Here is a 21,104-nt window from a genome sequence, read left to right as displayed (position 1 = left end):
CGCAGGTCGCGCGCTAGGCCAGCGCCCGCCGGGCCCGGCGCGCCAGCAGGCGCGGCCCCAGCGTCACGCTCACCAGCGCGGCCAGCACCAGCGCGGCACCCAGCCACTGCAGCGTGGACACCGTCTCGCCCAGCACCAGCACGCCCGAGGCCAGGCCGATCACCGGCACGCCCAGGCTGAAGGGCGCGATGCGGTTGGCCGGGTAGCGCTTGAGCAGGCCGGTCCACAGGCTGTAGGCCAGGTTGGTGGACAGCCAGCCCAGGGCGGCGACGGCCAACCAGGCGGACCAGGGCGCACGGCCCCAGTTCGCCTGCGCGCCAAGGCCGTCGAAGAGCCAGGACAGCGCCAGGAAGGGCAGCACCGACACCGCGCCCGACCAGGTCACGAAGGAGAGCGGCTGGAAGGCGCCGCCGTCCTCGCGCGCCTTGCGCACCACCACGTTGGAGACGGCCCACATCGCGGCCGAGCCCAGCGTGAGCGCGAGCCCCACGGCCGTGACGCCGCGCGCGCCGCTGCCCAGGGCCAGGTTGGCGATGAAGCAGCCCAGCCCCAGCGCGGCGAAGCCCATGCCCACGCGCAGCGGCGTGCCCAGGCGCTCGCCCAGCAGCAGCACGCCCATCAGCGCGGTGAAGAAGACCTGGGTCTGCAGCAGCACCGAGGCGAGCGCGGCCGTCATCCCGACCTGCAGGGCGACGAAGAGCAGGCCGAACTGGCCCAGCCCCTGGGCCGCGCCGAAGGCCAGCACCCAGCGCACGCGCAGGGCCGGCCGCGGCACCAGCAGGGCCAGCGGCAGGAAGGTGAAGACGAAGCGGCCGGCGCCGAGCTGAAAGGGCGTGAGCGAGGCCAGGCCCACCTTCATGGCGACGAAGTTCAGGCCCCAGATGAGGACCACCGTGGCCAGCGCGGCCAGGTCACGCGGCCGCAGCGCCGACGGGGTTTCCACAGACATGCGCCGATTGTGCGTGCAGCCACACCGTAAGATCGGCGTACCGTGCAAAGCCCTTCTATCGCCCAACTGCGCCAGCGCCTGCGTTCCGCCGGCGCCGGGCCCGCGCACGAGCAGCGCGTGCTGCGCCTGTGGGCGCACGCCCGGCCCCAGCAGGCGGCCAAGCGCCGCATCGAGGACTTCTTCCCGCTCTCGCTGCGCGCGGCGCTGCCGGCCATCGAGGACGAGCTGGCCGCACTGGCCCGCATCGCCTCCGCCCATGCCGGCGAGGACGGCGAGCGCCTGCTGGTGGCGCTGGCCGACGGCCAGCTCGTGGAGAGCGTGCTGCTGCCGCGCGATGGCCTGTGCGTCTCCACCCAGGTCGGCTGCGCGGTGGGCTGCCGCTTCTGCATGACGGGCACCACCGGCCTCATCCGCCAGCTGGGCAGCGCCGAGATCGTCGCGCAGGTGGCGCTGGCGCGCAGCCGCCGCGCCGTGAAGAAGGTGGTGTTCATGGGCATGGGCGAGCCCGCGCACAACCTGGACGCCGTGCTGGAGGCGATCGAGTTCCTGGGCACCGTGGGCGGCATCGCGCACAAGAGCCTGGTGTTCTCCACCGTGGGCGACCCGCGCGTCTTCGAGCGCCTGCCGCAGGGGCCGGTGAAGCCCGCGCTGGCGCTCTCGCTGCACACCACGCGCGAGGCGCTGCGCGCCGAGCTGCTGCCGCGCGCGCCGCGCCTCTCGCCCGAGGACCTGGTCGCCGAGGGCGAGCGCTACGCACGCGCCACCGGCTACCCCATCCAGTACCAGTGGACCCTGCTGGACGGCGTCAACGACACGCCAGAGGAACTGGACGGCATCGTGCGCCTGCTGGCGGGCAAGTACGGGGTGCTGAACATGATCCCCTTCAACGCCGCCGAGGGCCTGCCCTTCGCGCGTCCCTCGTGGGAACGCGCCGCCGAGATCGCCCGCACCCTGCACCGGCGCGGCGTGCTGACCAAGCTGCGCCAGTCGGCCGGCCAGGACGTGGACGGCGGCTGCGGCCAGCTGCGCGCCCGTGCCGTCCCCATCCGCATCCAGCGCCGCGCCCCCGCGGCCACAGAAAGCACCGCATGAAGACCTCTGCCCATGACGAGCGCCTGTTCGACCTGAACCGCACCGTGCAGGAGCTGGCCGCCGTGCGCCAGGCCTGGCGCGTTTCGCAGCAGCGCCCCAGCGAGGGCGCGCGGCGCGAGCTGCCTTCGCAGGAGATCCTGGACCAGGTGGTGGCCGGCCTGCGCGGCGCGCTGTTCCCGCTGCGCCTGGGCCCGCCCGACCTGCGCCAGGAGAGCGAGGACTTCTACGTCGGCCACACCCTGCACCGTGTGCTGCACGCGCTGCACGGCCAGGTCTGCGCCGAGATGGGCTACCGCGCGGCGCGCGCGCCCGAGGCCGGCAGCGCGCCGCCGGCGCAGGCACGCGAGATCGTGCAGCAGTTCGCCGAGGCGCTGCCGCAGATCCGCGCCCTGCTGGACGCCGACACGCTGGCTGCCTTCTCGGGCGACCCGGCCGCGCAGAGCGTGGACGAGGTGCTGCTGTGCTACCCCGGCATCCTGGCCATGATCCACCACCGCATCGCGCACCAGCTCTACAAGCTGGGCGCGCCGCTGGTGGCGCGGCTGATCGCCGAGCTGGCGCACGGCCGCACCGGCATCGACATCCACCCCGGCGCCACCATAGGCCGCGGCTTCTTCATCGACCACGGCACCGGCGTCGTGATCGGCGAGACCGCCGTCATCGGCGAGCGCGTGCGCATCTACCAGGCGGTGACCCTGGGCGCGCGCAGCTTCCCCACCGACGAGCTGGGCCACCTGCGCAAGGGCCTGCCGCGGCACCCGGTGGTGGAGGACGACGTGGTGATCTACGCCGGCGCCACCGTGCTGGGCCGCGTCACCGTGGGCCGCGGCGCGGTGATCGGCGGCAACGTCTGGGTCACGCAGGACGTGGCGCCCGGCGACCATGTGCGTCAGGCCATCTCGCGCCACGAGGCGGGCAGCGGCGCGCCGCGCGGCTGAGGCGCGGCCGACCCGCTTCCTCGCGGCAGGCACGGCAGCCATGCAGCTCATCGACGCGGCCACGGCGGCCGCCCTGCCCTTCCCGCGGCTGATCGACGCGCTGCGCGCGATGTTCGCCCAGGGCTGCAGCGTGCCGCCGCGCCACGTGCACGAGGTGCCCGCGCCGGGCGGCGGCTTCACCTCGCTGATCATGCCGGCCTGGCTGGAGGGCCGCTATTACGGCGTGAAGACCATCAACATCGCGCCCGGCAATGCGGCGCGCGGCCTGCCCGGCCTGCACGCGAGCTACGTGCTGCACGACGGCAGCACCGGCGTGCCGCTGGCCCTCATGGACGGCAGCGAGCTGACCAACCGCCGCACCGCCGCCGCCTCGGCCCTGGCGGCCCACTGGCTGGCACGCCCGGACGCCCGCCACCTGCTGGTGGTGGGGGCCGGGCGCGTGGCCGCCCTGCTGCCCGCGGCCTATGCGGCCGTGCGGCCGCTGGCGCGGGTGCAGGTCTGGGCGCGCACGCCAGGCCAGGCCCAGGCGCTGGCGGCGCGGCTGCGTGGGCAGGGCCTTCCCGCCGAGGCGGCGCCCGACCTGGCCGCGGCCTGCGCCCAGGCCGACATGGTCAGCTGTGCCACGCTGGCTACCGAGCCGGTGGTGCACGGCGCCTGGCTCGCCCCGGGCAGCCACCTGGACCTGGTGGGCAGCTTCACGCCGGCCATGCGCGAGGCCGACGACGCCTGTTTCGCCGGCGCCTCGCTGTTCGTGGACACGCCCGAGGCCCTGCAGAAAAGTGGCGAACTGCTGGGCCCGCTCTCGCGCGGCGTCTTCACGGCCGAGGACATCCGGGGCACGCTGCAGGCCCTCGCGCGCGGCGAATGCGCGGGGCGCCGCACGCCCGGCGAGCGCACGGTCTTCAAGTCGGTGGGCACGGCGCTGGAGGACCTGGCAGCGGCGATCGCGGTGTGGGAGTCGCAGCCGCGCTGAAGCGGGCATGGGGCGGCACATGCCCTGGCTTTGTGCCGGTGCTCGCGATGCGGCCTGCGGGCCGCTGCGCACAGCGCCGCGGGGCCAGCTTCGCGTAGCCGCCGGCCTACAGGCCCTGCGGCAGGTGTCCGACGCGCTGGGCCCTGCAGGGGGCTAGCGTGCAGTGGGTGGCAGGCCAGCCCTGCCATTCCCACAACATCCAGGAGTACCCATGAAGACTTTCCCGAAGACCCTCGCCGCCGCCGCCGTCGCCCTGACCTGCGGCATCGCCGCCGCACAGACGGGCACCGCCGGCAGCGCCGGCGCCACCACCACCGGCAATGCCAACGCCGTGGTGCCCTGCGGCCCCTCGGGCGGCACCACCAGCATGGGCGCGGTGCCCGGCAACGCGGGCAGCACCGCCAACCTGCCGTCGCAGAGCGCCATGGCCGGCACCCAGCCCGGGGCCAGCGGCATGCAGCCCGGCGGCTCCACGTCCATGGGCGCGGCCGGGGCGGGCTCGGCCTCGGACAGCAACAGCACGACCGGCTCGGCCGGCATGGGCGCGGGCGGCATGGCGGCCTCGCCGACCGCACCGGGTGCCTCGGGCATGGCCTCGGGCAGCACGGGCGCCGGCATGGCCGGCAACGACACGGGTGTGCCCGGCGAAGCGGCCGCCCATGCCAGCGGCTCGGCCAACGTGGCCAGCGCCAACGGTGCGAACGCCGCGGGCTGCCGCTGAGCGAAGGCCTGGCGCCGGAACCCGCCCTGGCTCAGCGGCGGGTGACCGGCGGCCGGGCCACCGGCTGCGCCGTCTCGTAGGCGCGCGCCGCGCGCAGCACCAGGTCGTCGCGGAACATGGGCCCCACGAACTGCAGGCCGATCGGCAGGCCGTCGCCCGTCAGGCCGCAGGGGATGGTGCAGGCCGGCTGCTGCGTCAGGTTGAAGGGGTAGCTGAACGGCGTCCAGCCCAGCATGGCCTCGGGCGTCATGGCCATGCTGCCGGGCGGCCGGACCTCGAAGGCCGGGACCGCCACCGAGGGCGTGACCAGCAGGTCGTGCCCCAGCATGAACTGCCGCATGTGCGAGCCCAGCGCGCCGCGGCGCACGTTCAGCTGCGAGACGTGCAGCGCCGACAGCCGGCTGCCCAGCTCCGCCTCGGCGCGGAAGTCGGGGTCCGTCACGGCCTGCTGCTCGGGCGTGAGCGTGTTCCACACCGTCCAGCTGCCGATGAACCAGAGCCCGGTGGTGATCTCCAGCGGGTCCTCGAAGCCGGGGTCCACCTGCTCCACGTGGGCGCCCAGGTCGGCCAGGGTCCGCACGGCACGCTCGCAGGCGGCCGCCACCTCGGGGTCCACGCGGGCATAGCCCAGCGTGGGCGACCAGGCCACGCGCAGGCCCTTGAGCCCGTCCTCCAGCGTGGCGGTGTAGTCGTCGTCGTTGGGCGGCAGCGAGTGCCAGTCGCGCGCGTCCGGCCGCTTCATCACGTTCAGCGCCAGCGCGGCATCGCGCACGTCCAGAGTGTGCGGGCCCAGGTGGGCCACGGTGCCGAAGGGCGAGAGCGGATAGGCCGGCACGCGGCCGAAGCTGGGCTTGATGCCGTAGTTGCCGCAGAAGGCGGCCGGGATGCGCACCGAGCCCGCGCCGTCGGTGCCGACGGCGATGGGGCCCATGCCCAGCGCGACCGCGGCCGCCGCGCCGCCCGAGGACCCGCCCGGCGTGCGGTCGCGGTTCCAGGGGTTGCGGGTGTAGCCGCTGCGCGGCGAATTGGTCTCGCCCTTGCAGCCGAACTCCGGCGTGGCCGTCTTGCCGAGGAGGACCGCGCCGGCCTCGCGCAGCCGGGCGGTGACGGGCGCATCCACGTCCCAGGGCTGCTTCTCGTCCACGGTCCGGCTGCCGCGCAGCGTGGGCATGCCGCGCGTGAGGATCAGGTCCTTGATGGAGACCGGCACCCCGTCCAGCGGCCCCAGGGCCCGCCCGGCCTGCCAGCGCGCCTCGCTGGCGCGGGCGGCGGCGGCCGCGCCGCCGGGGTCCAGGTGGACGAAGGCCTTGTACTCGTCGTTGAAGCGGTCGATGCGGGCCTGCACGGCGGCCAGCGCCTCCACGGGCGAGGCCTCGCCGGCACGGTAGAGCGAGGCCAGGCGGTGGGCGGGCAGGTCGGCGAGGTCGGTGCTGTCGTTCATGGGGACTCCCGGGGTGGATCGCCACCTTGCCACGAAGCGGCCCGCTTCGTGGCTTGGGATTGCCCGCGTTGACAAGGCGCGCCGCCCCCGCCCGCCGGCGGCCGGGCGCGGCGCCGGGGGCTCAGAGCGCCAGGGCGGCGTTCAGGCCGATCAGCCAGGTGCGGCCCGGGCCGGGCTCGAAGAAGCGGCCGTTGGACTCGTTGACGATGACCGAGCCGATGTAGCGGCGGTCGGCCACGTTGTCCACGCGCGCGAACTCCTTGAAGGTCCAGGCGCCCGCCTTCTGCTGCAGGCTGGCGCGCAGCGCGAACACCGTGGACGCGGGCGCGAAGTCGGTGTTGCGGTCGTCGGCCATGATGCGGCCGGTGTAGCGCATCTCGGAGGCCAGCACCAGGCCCCAGGGCTGGTGCGACCAGGCCAGCTCGCCGAAGGCGGAGCTGCGCGGGATGCCGGGGATCAGGCTGCCGGAGGCCACGGGCACCGTGGGCTTGGTGCAGGGCGCGGCCACGCAGGTGAGGAAGTCGCTGTCGTAGCGGGCGCGCAGCACGGTGGCCGCGAGCTGGGCCGACCAGCCGCCGTCCCAGCGGCCGGCGAGCGAGGCCTCCACGCCCTGGCGCAGGGTCTGGGCGACGTTCTGGTAGGTGCTGCGGCCGCCGCTGTTGCTCAGCACGGCGAGCTCGTTGGCGGTGCGGGCCTGGTACACCGCCACGTTGCCCTGCCAGCCGGCGCCCAGCAGCGCCTTGGCGCCCAGCTCGTACTGGCGGCTGGTGGCCGCCTGCAGGTTGAAGTTCAGGCCGGGGCCGCCGGGGCGGTAGGCCAGCTCGTTGAAGGTGGGCGTCTCGAAGCCGCGGCCGGCCGAGGCGTAGAGGTTGAGGTTGTCGGTGGCGTGGAAGACCAGGCCCAGCACCGGGTTGGTGGCCGAGTAGGACTTGGACCCGCTGTCGTTGCCGTTGACGAGGTAGTGGTCCTCGGAGCTGAAGTCCACCTGCGAGTGGCGCAGGCCGGCCGTCAGGCTCCAGCGCGAGAGCGACCAGACGCCCTGCACGTACTGGTCGAAGCTGCGCACGCTGTTGACTTCGTCGCGGCGCAGGGCGCCCTGCACGCCCAGCTGGGTGGGGGCGGCCGCAGGGCCGATGAAGTTCTGGTAGCCGAAGCGGTTCTCGCGCAGGCGCTCGGTGGTCATGCCCGCCGTGACGGCCAGCGGCGCGTCGGCCAGGCGGGTGCGCAGGGTGTACTGCGCATCGGCGCCCTGGTAGCTGCGGTCCAGCGCGATCACGCCGCCCGGGCTGGACGCCGCGACCTGCGTGCTGGGCGGGATGGCCTGCCACTGCTCGGTGCCGCGCGCGCCGTCCCAGCCGGAGAGCTTGAACGAGTCGCCGCCGGCCAGGCGCTTCTCGAAGACCAGGCCGGCCTGGGTCTGCGACACGGTCTTGCGCGTGTTGTAGGTGAAGGCGTTGGCCGTGGTGCCCTGCGGGTTGGCGTTGTACTCGGCGCGCGTCAGGCCCAGTGCGTCCTGCACGTCGGGCATGTGGACCTCGTTGAACACCAGGCTGAGCTTGGTGTCGCCGTCGATGTTGTACTTCAGCTTGCCGTTGGCGGCGTCGCGGCTGGCCGCGCTGTGCGGCCGCGTGCCGTCGGTCTCGAACAGGCTGGCGCCCAGGTTGTACTGCAGGGCACCGTTCTGGCCGGAGGCGCGCACGGTCTCGCGGCGCAGGCCGTCGCTGCCGAAGCTGGCGCCGACCTCGCCCACGGTCTGCGGGCCGCCGTCGGCGGTGAAGAGGCTGATCACGCCGCCCGAGGAGTTGCCGTAGAGCGCGCTGAAGGGCCCGCGCAGGACCTCGATGCGGTCGGCGGTGAGCAGGTCGAAGTGGGACACCTGGCCCTGCCCGTCGGGCGCGGTGGCCGGGATGCCGTCGGTGTACAGGCGCAGGCCGCGCACACCGAAGGTGGAGCGCGCGCCGTAGCCGCGCGAGGACACCTGGATGTCCTGCGCGTAGTTCTGCCGGTTCAGGGCCGTGATGCCGGGCACCCGGGCCAGCGATTCGGAGACGTTGACGCCCAGCTGGCCGTCACGGATCTGGCTGCCGCCCACCACGTCCACCGAGGCCGGCGTGTCGAACGCCGCCTGCGGAAGGCCCGGGGTGGCGGTGACCACCACCGGGTTGAGCACCAGCCCGCCTTCAGGGGCGGGGCTCGTCTGCGCGTGGGCGCCCAGCGCCATCAATGCCGCGGTCGCGACCAGGGTCCGTCTCATGCTGCTCTGTCTCCTCGGCCGCCGTGGACGGCCCCTCTTGTTGGTGAAGTCGCGAATGGTACGTGTCAGCGCTGGATCGTGCCGAGGAAGGCGATGATTTCCGAGATTTCCTTGTCGTTGAAGGTGCCCTTCCAGGTCGGCATGCCCAGCTCGGGCCGGCCTTCGTGGATCGTGGTGTTGGCCACCTTGGGCCAGTCGTCCTTGTAGCGCGAGCGCAGCTTGCGCAGGTCGCGCTCGCTGATCGGGCTGGCGCCGTCGGAGCCGTGGCAGTGCGAGCAGGTGTTGTTGAAGCGCTGGCGCCCTTCGGCCGCGGCGTCCGCGTCGGGCGCGGCCCCGGCGGCTGCGCCGGCGGTGGCGACCACCTGGGCCTTGCCGGCCTGCGCGTCGGGGCTGGCCTGGGCGACGCGGATCACGCCGGCCGCGGCCATGTCGGCCGGGGTGGCGACGACCGGCACCAGGCCGGCCGGGCGGGCCTGGGCCGTGCGCACGCTGCGCACCGGCCGGGCCTGGGCCACGGGGGTCGCGGGGAGTGCGCGGTTGGCCGACAGCGGCACCGGTGCCGCGTCGGGGAATCCGTATTTCTGCGCGAGCTCGCGGATTTGCGGCTCGAGCTCGGTGAGGGCCTTGTCGATGCGCTGCGCGAGGTCCGCCGGTTCGCGGCGCACGGCGACGGCCACGCCGCCGCCCATGCCCTCGCCCTGCACCGGGGTGATCGCGAAGCGGCCGCCCTGGTGGCGCTGGTTCTCGTAGCCCGCGCTGGGGCCCCAGAGGATGGCGGCGTCGATCTCGCCGCGCGTGAGCGCGGCCATGGCTTCTTCCGTCGAGCGGAAGGTGGTGGCCGGGAAGCCTTCCTTCGAGGCCAGCAGCATCTGCGGCGGCGAGCCGAAGCTCACCCCCACGCGCTTGCCGCGAAGGTCGTCCAGCCGCGCCACCTTCAGGGAAGGCGGCGCGACGATCGCATAGCTCACGTTCAGGAAGGCATGGGTCTTGGCCAGCCCGCGCACGCGGTAGTCCGCGCTCTCGGGCAGGGCGAAGACCGCGTCGCAGCCGTCCTGCAGGATGGTGTTGCGCAGTGCCTTGCGCTGGTTGTAGGTCAGCCACCAGACGAACTCCGGTGTCTCGCCCAGGCGCTGGCTGACCAGGCTGGCGAGATCCACGTAGAGCCCGCGTTCCGGCCCCTCGGCCTTGCTGAACGGGAGGTTGTCCGGGTCCGCGCAGATGCGCAGGGTGCCGGCATGCGCGGCCGTGGCGGCCGTGGCCGCCACGGCCAGCGCCGTGGCACACCGGCGCAGGGACTTTGCAATCACCATCACTGTCATTCCCCTCAGTTCAGGGCGAAGACGAACAGGGCGCCGCCTTCAGGGCTGGCGTCGACCATCTTCTCACCCAGCGGGCCGAAGAAGGCCGGGATGGAGAGCGTGCGGCCCGACACCACGGCGACGTACTGCTTGCCGTCCAGGGTGTAGGTCATGGGCGCGGCGGTGACGCCGGAGCCGGTGTTGAAGTGCCACAGTTCCTTGCCGGTCTTGGCATCCAGCGCCTTGAACATGCCCTTCAGGTCGCCGTGGAAGACCACGCCGCCGGCGGTGGACAGCATGCCGCCGCTGTAGAACAGGTCGTCCTTGTTCATCCAGACGGTCTGCTGCTTGACCGGGTCCCAGGCCTTGACGCCGCCCATGTAGCCGCCCGCGCCCTGCTTGGCCAGGTCGAAGTTCACGTTCAGGAAGAACTGGCCACGCTTGTAGTCGCCGGCGATGCCTTCCATGTCCATGCACAGGTTGATGGTCGGGATGTAGACCAGGCCGGTCTGCGCGTCCCAGCTCATGGGCATCCAGTTCTTGGCGCCGATCAGGTTCGGGCAGACGTTGCTCGCCTTGCGGCCCATGCCGGGACGCTTGGCATTGCCGGGCGCCTCGATGGGCATGCCGGTCTTCATGTCGACGCCAGTGGCCCAGTTCACGCCGTCCACGAACTGCTTGGCCGACAGCAGCTTGCCGTTGGCGCGGTCCAGCACGTAGAAGAAGCCGTTGCGGTTAGCCTGCATGATCACGGGCACCTTCTTGCCTTCGATCGGCAGGTCGGCGAAGACCAGCTCGTTCACGCCGTCGTAGTCCCAGGCGTCATGCGGGGTGAACTGGTAGTGCCAGACGATCTTGCCGTCGTCCGGGTTGATGGCCAGCACGGAGGCGGAGTACAGGTTGGTGTACGGGCCGATGTTGCTGCTGTCGTTGCCGCGCACCACCGCCGACCAGGGCGAGGGGTTGGAGGTGCCGTAGTACACCAGGTTCAGCTTCGGGTCGTAGGAGCCGATGTTCCAGGCCGCGGCGCCACCGTTCTTGTTGGAGTCGCCCTTCCAGGTCTCGCTGCCCTTCTCGCCCGCGCCGGGCACGGTCCAGGTGCGCCAGACTTCCTTGCCGGTGGCGGGGTCCAGGCCGACCAGCGAGCCGCGTGCGCCATATTCGCCGCCGCCGTAGCCGGTGATCACGACCTTGCCGGCCACGGTGGGCGGCGAGGTGATGACGGAGCCTTGCGTGTAGTCCACCACCTTGGTGACCCACAGTTCCTTGCCGGTCTTGATGTCCAGCGCGGCGACGTTGCCGTCGAGGCGGCCGACGAAGACCCGGCCGTCGGCGAAGGACACGCCGCGGTTGTTCACGTCGCAGCAGGCGAACTGGTCGATGCCCTTGGGAATGTCGGGCGAGTAGCGCCACTTCACCTCGCCGGTCTTCGCGTTCACGGCGAAGGTGTTCTTCGGCCCGAAGGACGAGGTCACCAGCAGCGTGTCGCCGACGAGGATGGGGGTGGACTCCTGCGAGCGCAGGGTGCCCAGCTGCAGGGCCCACTGCACCTTCAGGTTCTTCACGTTGGACGTGTTGATCTGCGTCGAGGGGCTGAAACGGGTGTTGCCCGTGTCACCGCCGTAGACCGGCCAGCTTTGCGCACTGGCAGCCGATGCGGCGAGCACGGCACCCGTGAGGGCCGCGATCCTGAGAACAAGCTTCATTTGTACTGTCTCCTGGTTGAATGCCGTGTCGAAAGCCGGCAGGCTGAAGTCTTTGCGCTGACGCGCCAGGCGGGGTCCGGTGCAACCCTAGGTCGCGGGACAAATTCTCAAAATTGAACAGTCGCGCTCAACGCCAGCGCATGAGCTGTACCGCGTCAGTTCCAGCGCACCAGTTCCAGCAGCACCGTGCCGCCGAGCAGGAAGCGGGTGGTCGCATGCTCGACGCGCTCCTGCCGCACCAGCCCCACCCCCGGGCAGTACCACTCGCGCGCCAGCAGCGGGGCGTTCCGGTAGGCCAGCAGCTCATCGGAGTACTGGTAGACCTCGCTGGTGCCGGCCACCACAATGCAGCCAGTGAAGTGCCCGGCCGGGGTGTCCACCGCCTGGTCGAGCTGCTCGATGCGGTACTTGATCACAAGATTCTTGTAACGATCCAGGTAACGCAGTTCGCGCGGCTGCTCGTTGCGGCGCTGCAGCACATACGGCACGGTGCGGCCCTCCCAGGCCGTGCCCACCTGCAGCGGGCGCCGCAGCACCCAGGACACCGGCGAATCCGCCAGCGCCTGGGCCTGCTGCGGCCCCTCGCTGGCGACGCGGTAGATGCCGGTGTCGTCGGCGCGCAGCCACCAGCCGTGGCCTGTGTCCGTGACCCGGTGCCAGGCGCGCGAGCCGCCCCACTCGCCCGCCCCCAGCGAGCGCACCTCCAGGGTGTCGGTCTCGGCGGGCACGGCCGGGTCCTCGAAGACAGTGGTGCTGCGGTAGGTCCAGCGGTGGCCCGAGCCCAGCGGGAAGAAGCGGTCGTCCACCGGCCGGTCGCAGGCCGCGAGCAGGAGCGCGGGCACGAGGAGCAGGAGGCGCCGCATCACTTCTCGGGCAACTGCGTGGGCGGCAGGTCGCGCAGCTTGATCTCCTGCTCGTCCTTGCCGGGCTTGAGCCAGGACAGCAGCGTGCCGGTGCCCTCGCGGTGCTTGGCCGTGCCCATCTGCTGGATGCCGTCGCGGCCCTTGCGTACGCCGTCGTTGACCTGCTCGTGCAGCGCCCGCTGGTAGGGCACGTGGAAGGCGCGCGGCGCCCCCGTGGCCTTGCCGTCGGCCATGGGCCGCACCCACAGGTAGATCGAGCCGGGGTTGTTGGAGGCCGGCTCGTCGACCAGGGCCGAGACCACCACGAAGCGCTCCGGCAGCGGGCCCGGGCTGGGCGTGCCCAGGATGGTCTCGACCACCTCGTGGCCCCAGAAGTACAGCAGGGTCACGCCCACCAGCAGCAGCGTCTTCAGCCAGCGCGGCCAGCCCGACCAGAGCAGGGCCAGCAGCAGCAGGAGCAGCAGCGCGGCGTAGGCGATGACGATGGCGAGTGGCATGGCGAGCTCTTTCGATTCGGTTCAGATCTGCTTGGCCAGCGGCTTGGGCAGGGTGTTGATGTCGGTGACGCTGCCGTCGGGCTGCACCGTGAAGCGCGCCATGGTCGTCTCGGCGCCCGGCCCCGGCAGCACCTGCTGGCCGTAGAAGACGACCTCGGCCTTGGGGTTCACCTTCACCACCGAGACCGTCACCGGCACCGGTGCGCCCAGCCCCGGCTCGGGGGCCGCGCCGCCGGCCGCCCCGCCCTTCGCGCCGTCGTAGTAGTTGGCATTGACCACGTACTCGCCCGGCTCGATGCCGCGCAGGGTCACCACCTCCTGGTTGAGCGGGTTCACCACCTTCTGGCCGTTGACGACGATGGTGTCGTTGGCGTTGCCGCGGTCGTCGCGGTCCAGGTGCATGAGGCCGGCCTCGCGCGAGCGGAACCAGACCAGCTCGCCCTGCGGGCCCTGCACCCACAGGTCGATGTCGTTGGGGTTCATGTCCGGCCAGGACAGCGTGATGATGTACTCGGCCTTGGAGGGCACGTCGCCCGCCTTCAGCGCCTTGGGGTTCATCGCCAGCAGCGCGATGATGAAGCAGAAGACGAAGGCGATCAGCATGTTGAACAACATGTCGTAGAAGGGATCGACCTCCGGCTCGCGCGAGCCGCGGCGGGCACGGCGCATGCGCTCAGTCCCCCTGGCCCAGCGCGCGGCGCTGCGCGCTGGCCACGAACGCGTCGGCGAAGCGGTCCAGCCGGGTGAGCTGCAGCCCGAGCAGGATGTTGCCTACCAGGCCGACCATGGTGGTCAGCAGCGCGACGCCCAGGCCGCTGGTCAGGCTGCGCAGCAGGTTGGCCGACTGCGAGGGGTCGAAGTTCTGGATCTCGCCGATCTGCAGCGCCAGCACCGAGAAGCCGATCACCTTGCCCAGCAGCCCCAGCTTGAGCTGGATGCCGTTGACCCACCAGGCCGTGCCGTGCGGGCCGTGCGTGCGCTCGACCAGCAGGTCCAGGGGCGCGCCGGTGTCGCCGCCCTTCGCTGCAAGCGCCGCCCAGTACTCGGCGGCCCAGCCCTCGCCGCGTTCCAGCGCATGCCGCTGCGATTCCAGCTCACGCGAGCGCATGCCGCACCACAGCGTCGCCGCCACGAACACCACCATGATGACCAGCGTGATGCCGGTCGGGTCGGCGTGCAGCAGCAGCTGCCACACGCCCTTGAGGCCGAGCAGCCAGGTGGCGAAGGCGAACATGCCGGCCAGCGCCAGCCACTCCATCCACAGGGGTTCCACCGCCGGTGCACCGGGGCGCGCGAGGCGCAGGGCTTTCATCTCAATCGTCCCATTCGTAACGCAGGCCGGCGGCGAAGCTGCGCGGCGCGCCGGGCGCGATGAAGCGCGCGGCCGCGGGCTGGGCCCCCGCCTGCAGGACCTGCCCGCCAGGGAACAGGTCCAGGTTGCCGGACGCGAAGCTGGCGCTGCGCCGGTCGGTGAGGTTGGCCACGCGCACCCAGGCCTGCAGGCGCTCGCCCAGCTTCCAGCGCGCTCGCGCGTGCAGCAGCGCGAAGCCAGGCAGCCGCCCGAGTTCCGGCTGGCTGCCGCCTTCGTTGCCCGCCACGACCTGCGAGCCGTTGGCCTGCAGGTCCAGGCCCAGGGCCAGGACCGGCGTCGCGCGCCAGTCGACCGAGAGCTTCAGCGTCTGGCGCGGCATGCCCGCGATCGGGCTGCCCGGCCCCACCTGGTTGGGCTGCTGCGGCGTGCTGAGCGGGCCGGGCAGCACCAGCGGTGCGCCATAGGTGGCGCGCAGCCAGCTGGCATTGGCCTGCAGTTCCAGCGCGCCCTGCTTCCAGCTCGCGCCCAGCTCGGCGCCGTCGCGCCGGGTGCGGTCCACGTTGGCGAAGTAGCCGGCCTGCGACACGCTGGAGCGCAGGAAGACGATGTCGTCGCGGCTCGCGGTGTGGAAGACGGCGCCCGACAGCTTGAGCGCGGGCAGCGGCTCGGCGCGCAGGCCGGCCTCCAGCGTGCGCGCCACCACCGGCTTGAGGTAGGGGTCGGACTGCAGGCCGGTGGGCAGCACGCAGGGGTGGGCCGGGTCGGCGCAGCCCAGCTCCAGCGCCGTGGGCACGCGCGTGCCCTGCATGGCGCTGGCGAATGCGGTGAGCCGCGGCGAGAGGGCGTGCGTGAGCCCCAGCCCGGGATTGAGCTTGCCGTAGCGGAAGGACTCGGCCGGCTGCGGGTCGGGCGCGCCCAGCGTGTTTCGCGTGCGCGCCGTGTCCCAGCGCAGCGAGGCGCTGAGCTGCGTGCCCCGCGCGAGCGCGATCTCGGCGGCGGCGAAGGCCCCCCAGCGCGCGACCCGGCCGTCCAGCGAGGCCTGCGGCAGCGGCCCGCTGCCGGCCAGCGGCTGGGCCAGGCGCGCCGCGTCGAAGATCGCCGGCTGCGCGCTCTGCGTGTAGGCGATGCGGCTGGCGCTCGCGTCCACGCCGAAGGCGAGCTGGTGCGGCCCCAGGGTTTGCGAGCCCTGCAGCGCGATGCCGGTCTCAGACTGCCGCGTGTGGCTGCGATTGAGCTGCGCGTTGACGCTGACGTAGCCGGGGTCCGAGGGGTTGCTGCAGGCCGGGGTCGCCGCCTGGCCGGCGCAGGCCTGCAGCCACTGGCGCCAGTCGTCGTCGATGTCGCCCGTGAGCGCATCGCGCGTGCCCTCGCGGTGCCAGCCCAGCAACGACAGCCGCAGGCCGCCGCCCAGGCCCTGGGTGCCCTGCAGGGTGAGCATGCGGTCCTCGGCGCGGGTGCTGTCCGGGCCGGTGTAGAAGGCCGCGCGGTCCACGGCCGCCAGGCTGTCGGAGAGCAGGCCGTTGCCGCCCAGGCGGCTCGCCGCGTCCAGCAGCGACACGCTCCAGCCGTCCTCGCCCTGCTGGCGCCCGGCCTTGAGATACAGGTTCCCGAGCTGGCTGCGCGAGGCATCGCGCCAGCCGTCCTCCTGCCAGCGGCTGGCCGCCACGTACGCGTGCCAGCCGTCGTCGAACCGGCGGCCATGGCTGAGCTCCACGCGGCGGCGCCCGAAGCTGCCGGCCGAGACCTCGGCCTCGGTGCCCGGGTGGGTCCAGCCCGATTTGGCGCTGAGCACGATGGCGCCGCCCAGCGTGTTCAGGCCGTACAGGGGGTTGGAGCCGGGCACCAGCGCCACGCTGGCGATGGCGGCCTCGGGCAGCAGGTCCCAGCTGACCACGTCGCCCAGGGGCTGGTTGATGCGCACGCCGTCGAACCACACCGACAGGCCCTGCGGCGTGCCCAGCACGGGCGACAGGCGCTGGCCGCGGTAGGTCAGGTCGACCTGGTAGGGGTTGCCCTGGACCTCGTTGCTGGCCACGCCGGCGAAGCGCCGGCTGAGGAAGTCGCCCAGCGTGGCGGCGCCCGCGCGCTCGATGGCGGCGTCATCGGCCTGCTGCGCGTTGCCCGGGTACTGCGACAGCGGCACGTCCAGCCCGGCCAGCGGCGTGCGGTGGATCACCTCGACAGGCTGCAGGGTGTGGACGCGATCCTCGTCCTGGGCATGCGCCGCGGTTTGTTGCAGCGCAAGAAAAAGGAGCACGGCGGCGGCGGGCGGTGTCGTCGTCATGGCGCGGCCATTGTTCGAGGCGCGGCGCCGACGGCCCACCTAGGCGAAACCCTCAAAGTTCAGTTCAGGTAACGAAAATTCTCAATATTGAACAGTGCGCTGGCGCATCATTGGCGCACAAGAGGCAGCGCACCAGGAGACAAGCCCATGCGGCCCAGCGAGATGCGATTGCAGGAGATCGAGCGCGCGCGCCGTGCCGTGCTCGAGGAACAGCGTTCCGCCACCGACATGCTGGTGGACGGCTGGTTCGAGCGCCACTGGATCGAGCGCTCGTGGCGGCGTTGCCTGACGCAGGGCCTGCGCCCGCACGACCGCGTCTCTTTCGACATGGTCCCGGCCGAGGCGCGGCGCCGCACCGAGGAAGCCAACCTGGACCTGCTGCAGGCCGCGCGGCCCGTGATGTCGCGCCTGGCGCGCGCGATCGCGGGCACCCGCTACTTCGCCGTGCTCACCGACCGCCACGGCACGGTGGTCGAGGTGGACGGCCAGATCGACCGCGGCGACCGCCGCGCCAGCACGATCGCGCGCGTGGGCGTGGACCTCTCCGAGCGGGCGGTGGGTACCACCGCCATCGGCGCCGCGCTGACCGAACTCAAGCCCGTGTGGCTGCACCGTGGCGAACATTTCTTCGACGACACCAGCTGCTACAGCTGCGCCGGCGCGCCGCTGGTCGGCCCCGATGGCCAGACCGTGGGCATGCTGGACCTCACCGGCATCGACGCCGCCGAGCGGCCCGAGCTGAAGAACCTGGTGGTGCAGGCGGCGCACAGCATCCAGGACGCGATGACGCTGGCACGCCCGCATGCGCTGCTGCTGCGGCTGAACTGGCCGGGCTGCAACTTCGGCGCCGACCACCAGGGCCTGCTGTGCATCGACGACGACGGCTGGGTGACCGGGGGCAACCCGTCGGCGCGCGAGATGCTGGGCAAGGACGAGGCGCAGCCCGGCCTGCTGCATTGCAGCGAACTGCTGGCCTGCGCCTGGGAGAACTTGTTCGATGCCGCGCGCGGCGAGGAGCCGCTGGAGGTGCCGCTGTGGTCCGGCCTCACGCTGCAGGTGCTGCCGCAGCTGGCCGGGCGGGGGCTCGCGCCCGCGCCGGCCGCCGCCAACCCCAGCCTGCCGCTGCGCGACCTGGAAACCGAACTGATCCACAAGGCGGTGCGCGAGGCGCGCGGCAACGTGATGCAGGCAGCCAAGATGCTGGGCATCTCGCGGGCCACGGTGTACCGCAAGCTGGGGCAAAAGCAACGGGGACGCGATGAAGAGGTGCACTGACTGCCTGCACCTGCCATGAACGACTGAGCCCGGCCGCCGTGCAGCACGGCGCCGGGCCCGGGGCGTGACGCCGCTGCGGCGTCACGAGGCGGCGGCTCAGTCGCGGTCGCCGTGCCAGCCACCGCGGCCCCAGCCGCGTTCCTCGCGCTCATGGCGCTCGTGCTCGGCCTGCCAGCGGCGGCGCTCCCACTCGCGATGGCGCGCCCAGTACGGGGCATAGACGGGGGTCGACTCGTACACCACCGTCGGGCCGTAGACCGGCGCCGGGGTATAGACCGGCTGCGGCGCGGTGTAGACCACCGGCGGCGCGGCATAGACGGGCGCGGGAGCGGAGTACACCACGCCGGGAATGCCGATGGACAGCGAGACATCGGTGTGGGCCTGGGCGGCGCCGGCGCCCAGCAGGCCCAGCGAAAGCAGCAGGGCCGCGGCGGCGCGGTTGCGGGTGATGAGGTGGGTCATGGTGGACTCCTGGGTGAAGTGGAACATCGAAGCCTCATGGTGCGCCGGCCGCCATGAACGCTGCCTGAACGGATCGCAGATTCCTGGGCCGCCGCGGCGTTCAGCCCGGCAGCAGCACATCCACGCGCGCCCCGCCCAGGGCGCCGCGGCCCAGGGACAGCGTGCCGCCCTGGGCACCCACCAGCTCGTCCACCACCGCCAGCCCCACGCCATGGCCGGGCACGCGCTCGTCGCCGCGCACGTGCAGGCGGCGCACGGCCTCGGTGTCGCTGAAGCCGGGGCCGTCGTCCTCCACGCGGATGCGCAGGCCGCCGGCCTCGCGCTGCAGGGTGGTGCGCACGCGCTGTCGCGCCCACTTGCAGGCGTTGTCCATCAGGTTGCCCAGGATCTCGAAGGCGTCGCCCTCCTGCAGCGGCCAGGCCAGCTTCGCGTCGGCCTCGATTTCCAGCACCAGGCCGCGCTCGGCGTGCACCTTGCGCAGCGAGGCCGCGATGCGCTCGGCCACCGCGCGCAGCGCCAGCGGCGGCGCCGTCGCGGCCTCGGTCGCGGCGGCCGCACGCGCGAGCTGGTGCTGCACGATGTCGTCCATGCGCGCGACCTCGCGCACCACGGCCTCGCGCAGCTGGGCCGGGTCGTCCTGCGTGGCGCGCAGCACCGCCAGCGGCGTCTTCAGGCTGTGCGCGAGGAAGCTGACCGCCTCGCGCCAGCGCTTCTGGCGCGCGCGCTCGCGCTCCACCAGCGCGTTCAGGCGCTGCGTGAGCTGCTCGATCTCCGGCGGGTACTGGCCCTCCACGCGGGCCTGCTCGCCGGCGTCGATGCGGCCGATCTCGGCGGCGACGCGCTCCAGCGGCGCCAGGCTCCAGCGCACCAGCAACGCCTGCGAGAGCAGCAGCAGCAGCGCCGCCGCGGCCAGGCCGCCCCAGAGGGTGCGCTCGAAGGCGGCCAGCTCACGGCCCAGCGCCGACTCGTCCTCCAGCACCGAGAGCACCAGCGGCACGGTGCGGTCGCCGGCCGCCAGCCAGTTGACCTCGTAGCTGGCCGAGAGGAAACGGCGTCCGCCGCCCTCCTCCTCGCCCAGCGCCCACTGGCCCACCGCCTCGACGCCCGGGAAGGGCAGGCCCGGCGGCGCCGAGGCCGAGCGCCACAGCAGCTGCCCGCCGGGCGTGCGTATGGCCGCGTACAGGCCGGAGCCCGGCTGCGACAGCCGCGGCTCGGCCAGGGCGGCCGGCATCTGCAGCTGGCCGGCCGCATCGACCTCGGCGGCGCCCAGCAGCAGGTACACCGTGGCCTGCAGCCGGCCGTGGTGGGCGGCGACCACGCTGTCCGCGTGGGCGCGCTGCAGCACGAAGCCGGCGACGGCGAGGAACAGCGCCAGCACCGCGGCCGCGGCCAGCGCCAGGCGGGCGCGGATCGAGGCCGGGGCCTTCATGCGGGGCGCCCCTGGCCCCTCATTGCAGCGCGAACCGGTAGCCGCGCCCGCGCAGCGTCTCGATCGGGGCCAGCGTGCCCTGCGGGTCCAGCTTGCGCCGCAGCCGGCCGATCAGCACCTCCAGCACGTTGCTGTCGCGGTCCTCGTCGTGCGGGTAGAGGTAGTCGGCCAGCTCCTGCTTGCTGACCACCCGGCCGCGCTCGCGCACCAGGAACTCCAGCAGCCGGAACTCGAAGGCGGTGAGCTCCAGCGGCTGGCCGTCCAGAGTGACGGCCTGCGCGGCCATGTCGATGGCGATCGGGCCGAAGCTGAGCAGGTGCGAGGCGGCCCCCATGGCGCGCCGCAGCAGCGCCTTCAGCCGGGCGGCGAGCTCGGGGTATTCGAAGGGCTTGACCAGGTAGTCGTCGGCGCCCGCCTCCAGCCCGGCGACCTTGTCCTGCCAGTGGCCGCGCGCGGTGAGGATCAGCACCGGCAGCGTGCGGCCCTCGGCGCGCAGCGCCTGCACCAGCGACAGGCCGTTGCGCCGCGGCAGGCCCAGGTCCACCACGGCGACATCGACCGGGTATTCGCGCGCCTGGAACAGCCCGTCCTCGCCGTCGGCGGCCTCGTCCACGCGCCAGCCGTCGGCTTCCAGCTGGCGCTTGAGGGCCAGCCGCAGCGGCGCTTCGTCCTCGACCAGCAGCACCCGCATGCCTAGGCTCAGAGCGGGCGGCCGCTGGCCGCGTCGATCAGCACCACCCGCACCTCGCCGCGCGCGGTGAGGACCTTGACCCGCCAGACCGGCCGGCCGCCGGCCTCGCCGCGTTCGACCGCCAGCACGCGGCCGGCGGCCACCTGCTGGGCCACCGCGGCGGCCTGCTCGCGGCCGACCTCGGCCCAGGCCGGGGCCGACAGCAGGGCGGCACACAGGAGGAGGAGACGGGTTCTCTGGCGCATGGATGCAAGTCTGCCAGCTTCCGCATGAACGATGGCTGAACGCCGCACGGCCCGCCCCCTCATCGCCGCCGCAGCAGGCGCTCCAGCAGGGCGAATGCCCCCTGCACCGCCAGCGCCAGCAGCGCTGCCGGCACCGCGCCGGCCAGCATCAGGGTGGTGTCGTTGACCGCCAGGCCGGCGACGATGCGCTCGCCCAGGCCGCCCGCGCCGATGAAGGTCGCCACCGTCGCCATGCCCACGCTCCACACCGCCGCCGTCTTCAGGCCGGCCAGCAGCGTGGGCAGCGCCAGCGGCAGCTCGACCCAGCGCAGCACCTGGACCGGCCGCAGGCCCATGGCCAGGCCGGCCTCGACCAGCCCGCGAGGGACGCCGGCCAGGCCGGCCTGGGTGTTGCGCACGATGGGCAGCAGCGCGTACACCGCCAGGGCCAGCAGCGCCGGCCAGAAGCCGATGCGGCCCAGCAGCGCGATCAGGAACACCAGCAGCGCGAGCGAGGGCACCGTCTGCGCCACGCCGACCGTGGCCATCACCGCCGCCCCCAGCCGCGGCCGGCGCTGCGCCAGCACGCCCAGCGGCACGCCCACGGCGGTGGCCAGCGCGAGCGCGCCCGCCACCAGCAGCAGGTGCTCGCGCAGCAGGCGCGGCAGGTCGGGGGCGAAGAGGCGGCCCAGGAA

General features: G+C 73.0%; 20 protein-coding genes. 5 read left to right on the top strand and 15 right to left on the bottom strand.

Annotated features, from left to right (window positions below; genetic code table 11):
* Nucleotides 1–13: 13 nt before the first annotated feature.
* Nucleotides 14–949 carry an EamA family transporter gene (locus tag IM725_RS12635; RefSeq protein WP_193780956.1) on the bottom strand — a complete coding sequence of 312 codons (936 nt, stop codon included), beginning with the start codon at nucleotides 947–949 and terminating at the stop codon, nucleotides 14–16.
* Between the two features lie 42 nt (nucleotides 950–991).
* On the opposite strand from IM725_RS12635, the gene IM725_RS12630 reads away from it, so the two are divergent.
* From IM725_RS12630 to IM725_RS12615, 4 genes are all read left to right on the top strand, one after another.
* A complete protein-coding gene (locus IM725_RS12630; protein ID WP_287067847.1) occupies nucleotides 992–2,041 on the top strand; it encodes an RNA methyltransferase in 1,050 nt (349 codons plus the stop codon).
* Nucleotides 2,038–2,979, top strand: coding sequence for a serine O-acetyltransferase EpsC (gene epsC / locus IM725_RS12625; protein WP_193780955.1), 942 nt, complete (start codon nucleotides 2,038–2,040; stop codon nucleotides 2,977–2,979). Before IM725_RS12630 ends, epsC begins: the two co-directional genes overlap by 4 nt.
* A gap of 40 nt (nucleotides 2,980–3,019) precedes the next feature.
* Nucleotides 3,020–3,952, top strand: a complete 933-nt coding sequence (lhpI, locus tag IM725_RS12620) for a bifunctional Delta(1)-pyrroline-2-carboxylate/Delta(1)-piperideine-2-carboxylate reductase (protein WP_193780954.1) — start codon at nucleotides 3,020–3,022, stop codon at nucleotides 3,950–3,952.
* A 211-nt stretch (nucleotides 3,953–4,163) separates the two neighbouring features.
* Nucleotides 4,164–4,673, top strand: a complete 510-nt coding sequence (locus IM725_RS12615) for a hypothetical protein (RefSeq protein ID WP_193780953.1) — start codon at nucleotides 4,164–4,166, stop codon at nucleotides 4,671–4,673.
* 31 nt (nucleotides 4,674–4,704) lie between these two features.
* Here IM725_RS12615 and IM725_RS12610 read toward each other — a convergent pair whose 3' ends face one another.
* From IM725_RS12610 to IM725_RS12570, 9 genes are all read right to left on the bottom strand, one after another.
* On the bottom strand, nucleotides 4,705–6,114 hold the full coding sequence (locus IM725_RS12610; RefSeq protein ID WP_193780952.1) for an amidase: 1,410 nt from the start codon (nucleotides 6,112–6,114) through the stop codon (nucleotides 4,705–4,707).
* A 121-nt stretch (nucleotides 6,115–6,235) separates the two neighbouring features.
* Nucleotides 6,236–8,368, bottom strand: coding sequence for a TonB-dependent receptor family protein (locus IM725_RS12605; RefSeq protein WP_193780951.1), 2,133 nt, complete (start codon nucleotides 8,366–8,368; stop codon nucleotides 6,236–6,238).
* A gap of 65 nt (nucleotides 8,369–8,433) precedes the next feature.
* Nucleotides 8,434–9,675, bottom strand: a complete 1,242-nt coding sequence (locus IM725_RS12600) for a c-type cytochrome (protein ID WP_193780950.1) — start codon at nucleotides 9,673–9,675, stop codon at nucleotides 8,434–8,436.
* A 17-nt stretch (nucleotides 9,676–9,692) separates the two neighbouring features.
* Nucleotides 9,693–11,372: a PQQ-dependent dehydrogenase, methanol/ethanol family gene (locus IM725_RS12595; protein ID WP_193780949.1), complete on the bottom strand. Its 1,680-nt coding sequence runs from the start codon at nucleotides 11,370–11,372 to the stop codon at nucleotides 9,693–9,695.
* Nucleotides 11,373–11,527: 155 nt separating this feature from the next.
* Nucleotides 11,528–12,235: a hypothetical protein gene (locus IM725_RS12590; RefSeq protein WP_193780948.1), complete on the bottom strand. Its 708-nt coding sequence runs from the start codon at nucleotides 12,233–12,235 to the stop codon at nucleotides 11,528–11,530.
* Entirely contained in the window at nucleotides 12,235–12,732 is a 498-nt protein-coding gene (locus tag IM725_RS12585; RefSeq protein ID WP_193780947.1) for a hypothetical protein, read from the bottom strand. The genes IM725_RS12590 and IM725_RS12585 overlap by 1 nt, the downstream gene beginning before the upstream one ends.
* A gap of 21 nt (nucleotides 12,733–12,753) precedes the next feature.
* Nucleotides 12,754–13,401: a hypothetical protein gene (locus IM725_RS12580; RefSeq protein WP_193780946.1), complete on the bottom strand. Its 648-nt coding sequence runs from the start codon at nucleotides 13,399–13,401 to the stop codon at nucleotides 12,754–12,756.
* Nucleotides 13,402–13,405: 4 nt separating this feature from the next.
* On the bottom strand, nucleotides 13,406–14,044 hold the full coding sequence (locus tag IM725_RS12575; protein WP_193780945.1) for a hypothetical protein: 639 nt from the start codon (nucleotides 14,042–14,044) through the stop codon (nucleotides 13,406–13,408).
* A 1-nt stretch (nucleotide 14,045) separates the two neighbouring features.
* Nucleotides 14,046–16,328, bottom strand: coding sequence for a TonB-dependent receptor (locus IM725_RS12570; protein ID WP_193780944.1), 2,283 nt, complete (start codon nucleotides 16,326–16,328; stop codon nucleotides 14,046–14,048).
* A gap of 147 nt (nucleotides 16,329–16,475) precedes the next feature.
* Here IM725_RS12570 and IM725_RS12565 point away from each other — a divergent pair, with 147 nt between their 5' ends.
* Nucleotides 16,476–17,603: a helix-turn-helix domain-containing protein gene (locus IM725_RS12565; RefSeq protein ID WP_193780943.1), complete on the top strand. Its 1,128-nt coding sequence runs from the start codon at nucleotides 16,476–16,478 to the stop codon at nucleotides 17,601–17,603.
* A 96-nt stretch (nucleotides 17,604–17,699) separates the two neighbouring features.
* Here IM725_RS12565 and IM725_RS12560 read toward each other — a convergent pair whose 3' ends face one another.
* From IM725_RS12560 to IM725_RS12540, 5 genes are all read right to left on the bottom strand, one after another.
* Nucleotides 17,700–18,092 (bottom strand): hypothetical protein, encoded by a 393-nt coding sequence (locus IM725_RS12560; RefSeq protein ID WP_265335004.1) that lies wholly within the window; start codon nucleotides 18,090–18,092, stop codon nucleotides 17,700–17,702.
* A 73-nt stretch (nucleotides 18,093–18,165) separates the two neighbouring features.
* Nucleotides 18,166–19,494, bottom strand: coding sequence for a sensor histidine kinase (locus IM725_RS12555; protein WP_193780942.1), 1,329 nt, complete (start codon nucleotides 19,492–19,494; stop codon nucleotides 18,166–18,168).
* Nucleotides 19,495–19,513: 19 nt separating this feature from the next.
* The gene (locus IM725_RS12550; RefSeq protein WP_193780941.1) at nucleotides 19,514–20,185 is read right to left on the bottom strand and encodes a response regulator transcription factor; all 672 of its coding nucleotides are present in this window, start codon (nucleotides 20,183–20,185) and stop codon (nucleotides 19,514–19,516) included.
* An 8-nt stretch (nucleotides 20,186–20,193) separates the two neighbouring features.
* Nucleotides 20,194–20,430 carry a PepSY domain-containing protein gene (locus IM725_RS12545; RefSeq protein WP_193780940.1) on the bottom strand — a complete coding sequence of 79 codons (237 nt, stop codon included), beginning with the start codon at nucleotides 20,428–20,430 and terminating at the stop codon, nucleotides 20,194–20,196.
* A 59-nt stretch (nucleotides 20,431–20,489) separates the two neighbouring features.
* A partial coding sequence (locus IM725_RS12540; protein WP_193780939.1) for an ABC transporter permease occupies nucleotides 20,490–21,104 on the bottom strand: 615 nt, incomplete at its 5' end.

It is taken from the genome of Ramlibacter aquaticus (genome assembly GCF_015159745.1).
Lineage (GTDB): Bacteria > Pseudomonadota > Gammaproteobacteria > Burkholderiales > Burkholderiaceae_C > Ramlibacter > Ramlibacter aquaticus.
This window is presented reverse-complemented; position numbering and strand designations above follow the sequence as displayed.

Bases quoted from the DNA above. Each gene is read 5' to 3' on its own strand.
- IM725_RS12635 (WP_193780956.1), bottom strand. From the start codon at position 949: ATGTCTGTGGAAACCCCGTCGGCGCTGCGGCCGCGTGACCTGGCCGCG.
- IM725_RS12565 (WP_193780943.1), top strand. From the start codon at position 16,476: ATGCGGCCCAGCGAGATGCGATTGCAGGAGATCGAGCGCGCGCGCCGT.
- epsC (WP_193780955.1), top strand. From the start codon at position 2,038: ATGAAGACCTCTGCCCATGACGAGCGCCTGTTCGACCTGAACCGCACC.
- IM725_RS12580 (WP_193780946.1), bottom strand. From the start codon at position 13,401: ATGCGCCGTGCCCGCCGCGGCTCGCGCGAGCCGGAGGTCGATCCCTTC.
- IM725_RS12605 (WP_193780951.1), bottom strand. From the start codon at position 8,368: ATGAGACGGACCCTGGTCGCGACCGCGGCATTGATGGCGCTGGGCGCC.
- IM725_RS12545 (WP_193780940.1), bottom strand. From the start codon at position 20,430: ATGCGCCAGAGAACCCGTCTCCTCCTCCTGTGTGCCGCCCTGCTGTCG.
- lhpI (WP_193780954.1), top strand. From the start codon at position 3,020: ATGCAGCTCATCGACGCGGCCACGGCGGCCGCCCTGCCCTTCCCGCGG.
- IM725_RS12575 (WP_193780945.1), bottom strand. From the start codon at position 14,044: ATGAAAGCCCTGCGCCTCGCGCGCCCCGGTGCACCGGCGGTGGAACCC.
- IM725_RS12560 (WP_265335004.1), bottom strand. From the start codon at position 18,092: ATGTTCCACTTCACCCAGGAGTCCACCATGACCCACCTCATCACCCGC.
- IM725_RS12595 (WP_193780949.1), bottom strand. From the start codon at position 11,372: ATGAAGCTTGTTCTCAGGATCGCGGCCCTCACGGGTGCCGTGCTCGCC.
- IM725_RS12610 (WP_193780952.1), bottom strand. From the start codon at position 6,114: ATGAACGACAGCACCGACCTCGCCGACCTGCCCGCCCACCGCCTGGCC.
- IM725_RS12570 (WP_193780944.1), bottom strand. From the start codon at position 16,328: ATGACGACGACACCGCCCGCCGCCGCCGTGCTCCTTTTTCTTGCGCTG.
- IM725_RS12550 (WP_193780941.1), bottom strand. From the start codon at position 20,185: ATGCGGGTGCTGCTGGTCGAGGACGAAGCGCCGCTGCGGCTGGCCCTC.
- IM725_RS12590 (WP_193780948.1), bottom strand. From the start codon at position 12,235: ATGCGGCGCCTCCTGCTCCTCGTGCCCGCGCTCCTGCTCGCGGCCTGC.
- IM725_RS12585 (WP_193780947.1), bottom strand. From the start codon at position 12,732: ATGCCACTCGCCATCGTCATCGCCTACGCCGCGCTGCTGCTCCTGCTG.
- IM725_RS12555 (WP_193780942.1), bottom strand. From the start codon at position 19,494: ATGAAGGCCCCGGCCTCGATCCGCGCCCGCCTGGCGCTGGCCGCGGCC.
- IM725_RS12615 (WP_193780953.1), top strand. From the start codon at position 4,164: ATGAAGACTTTCCCGAAGACCCTCGCCGCCGCCGCCGTCGCCCTGACC.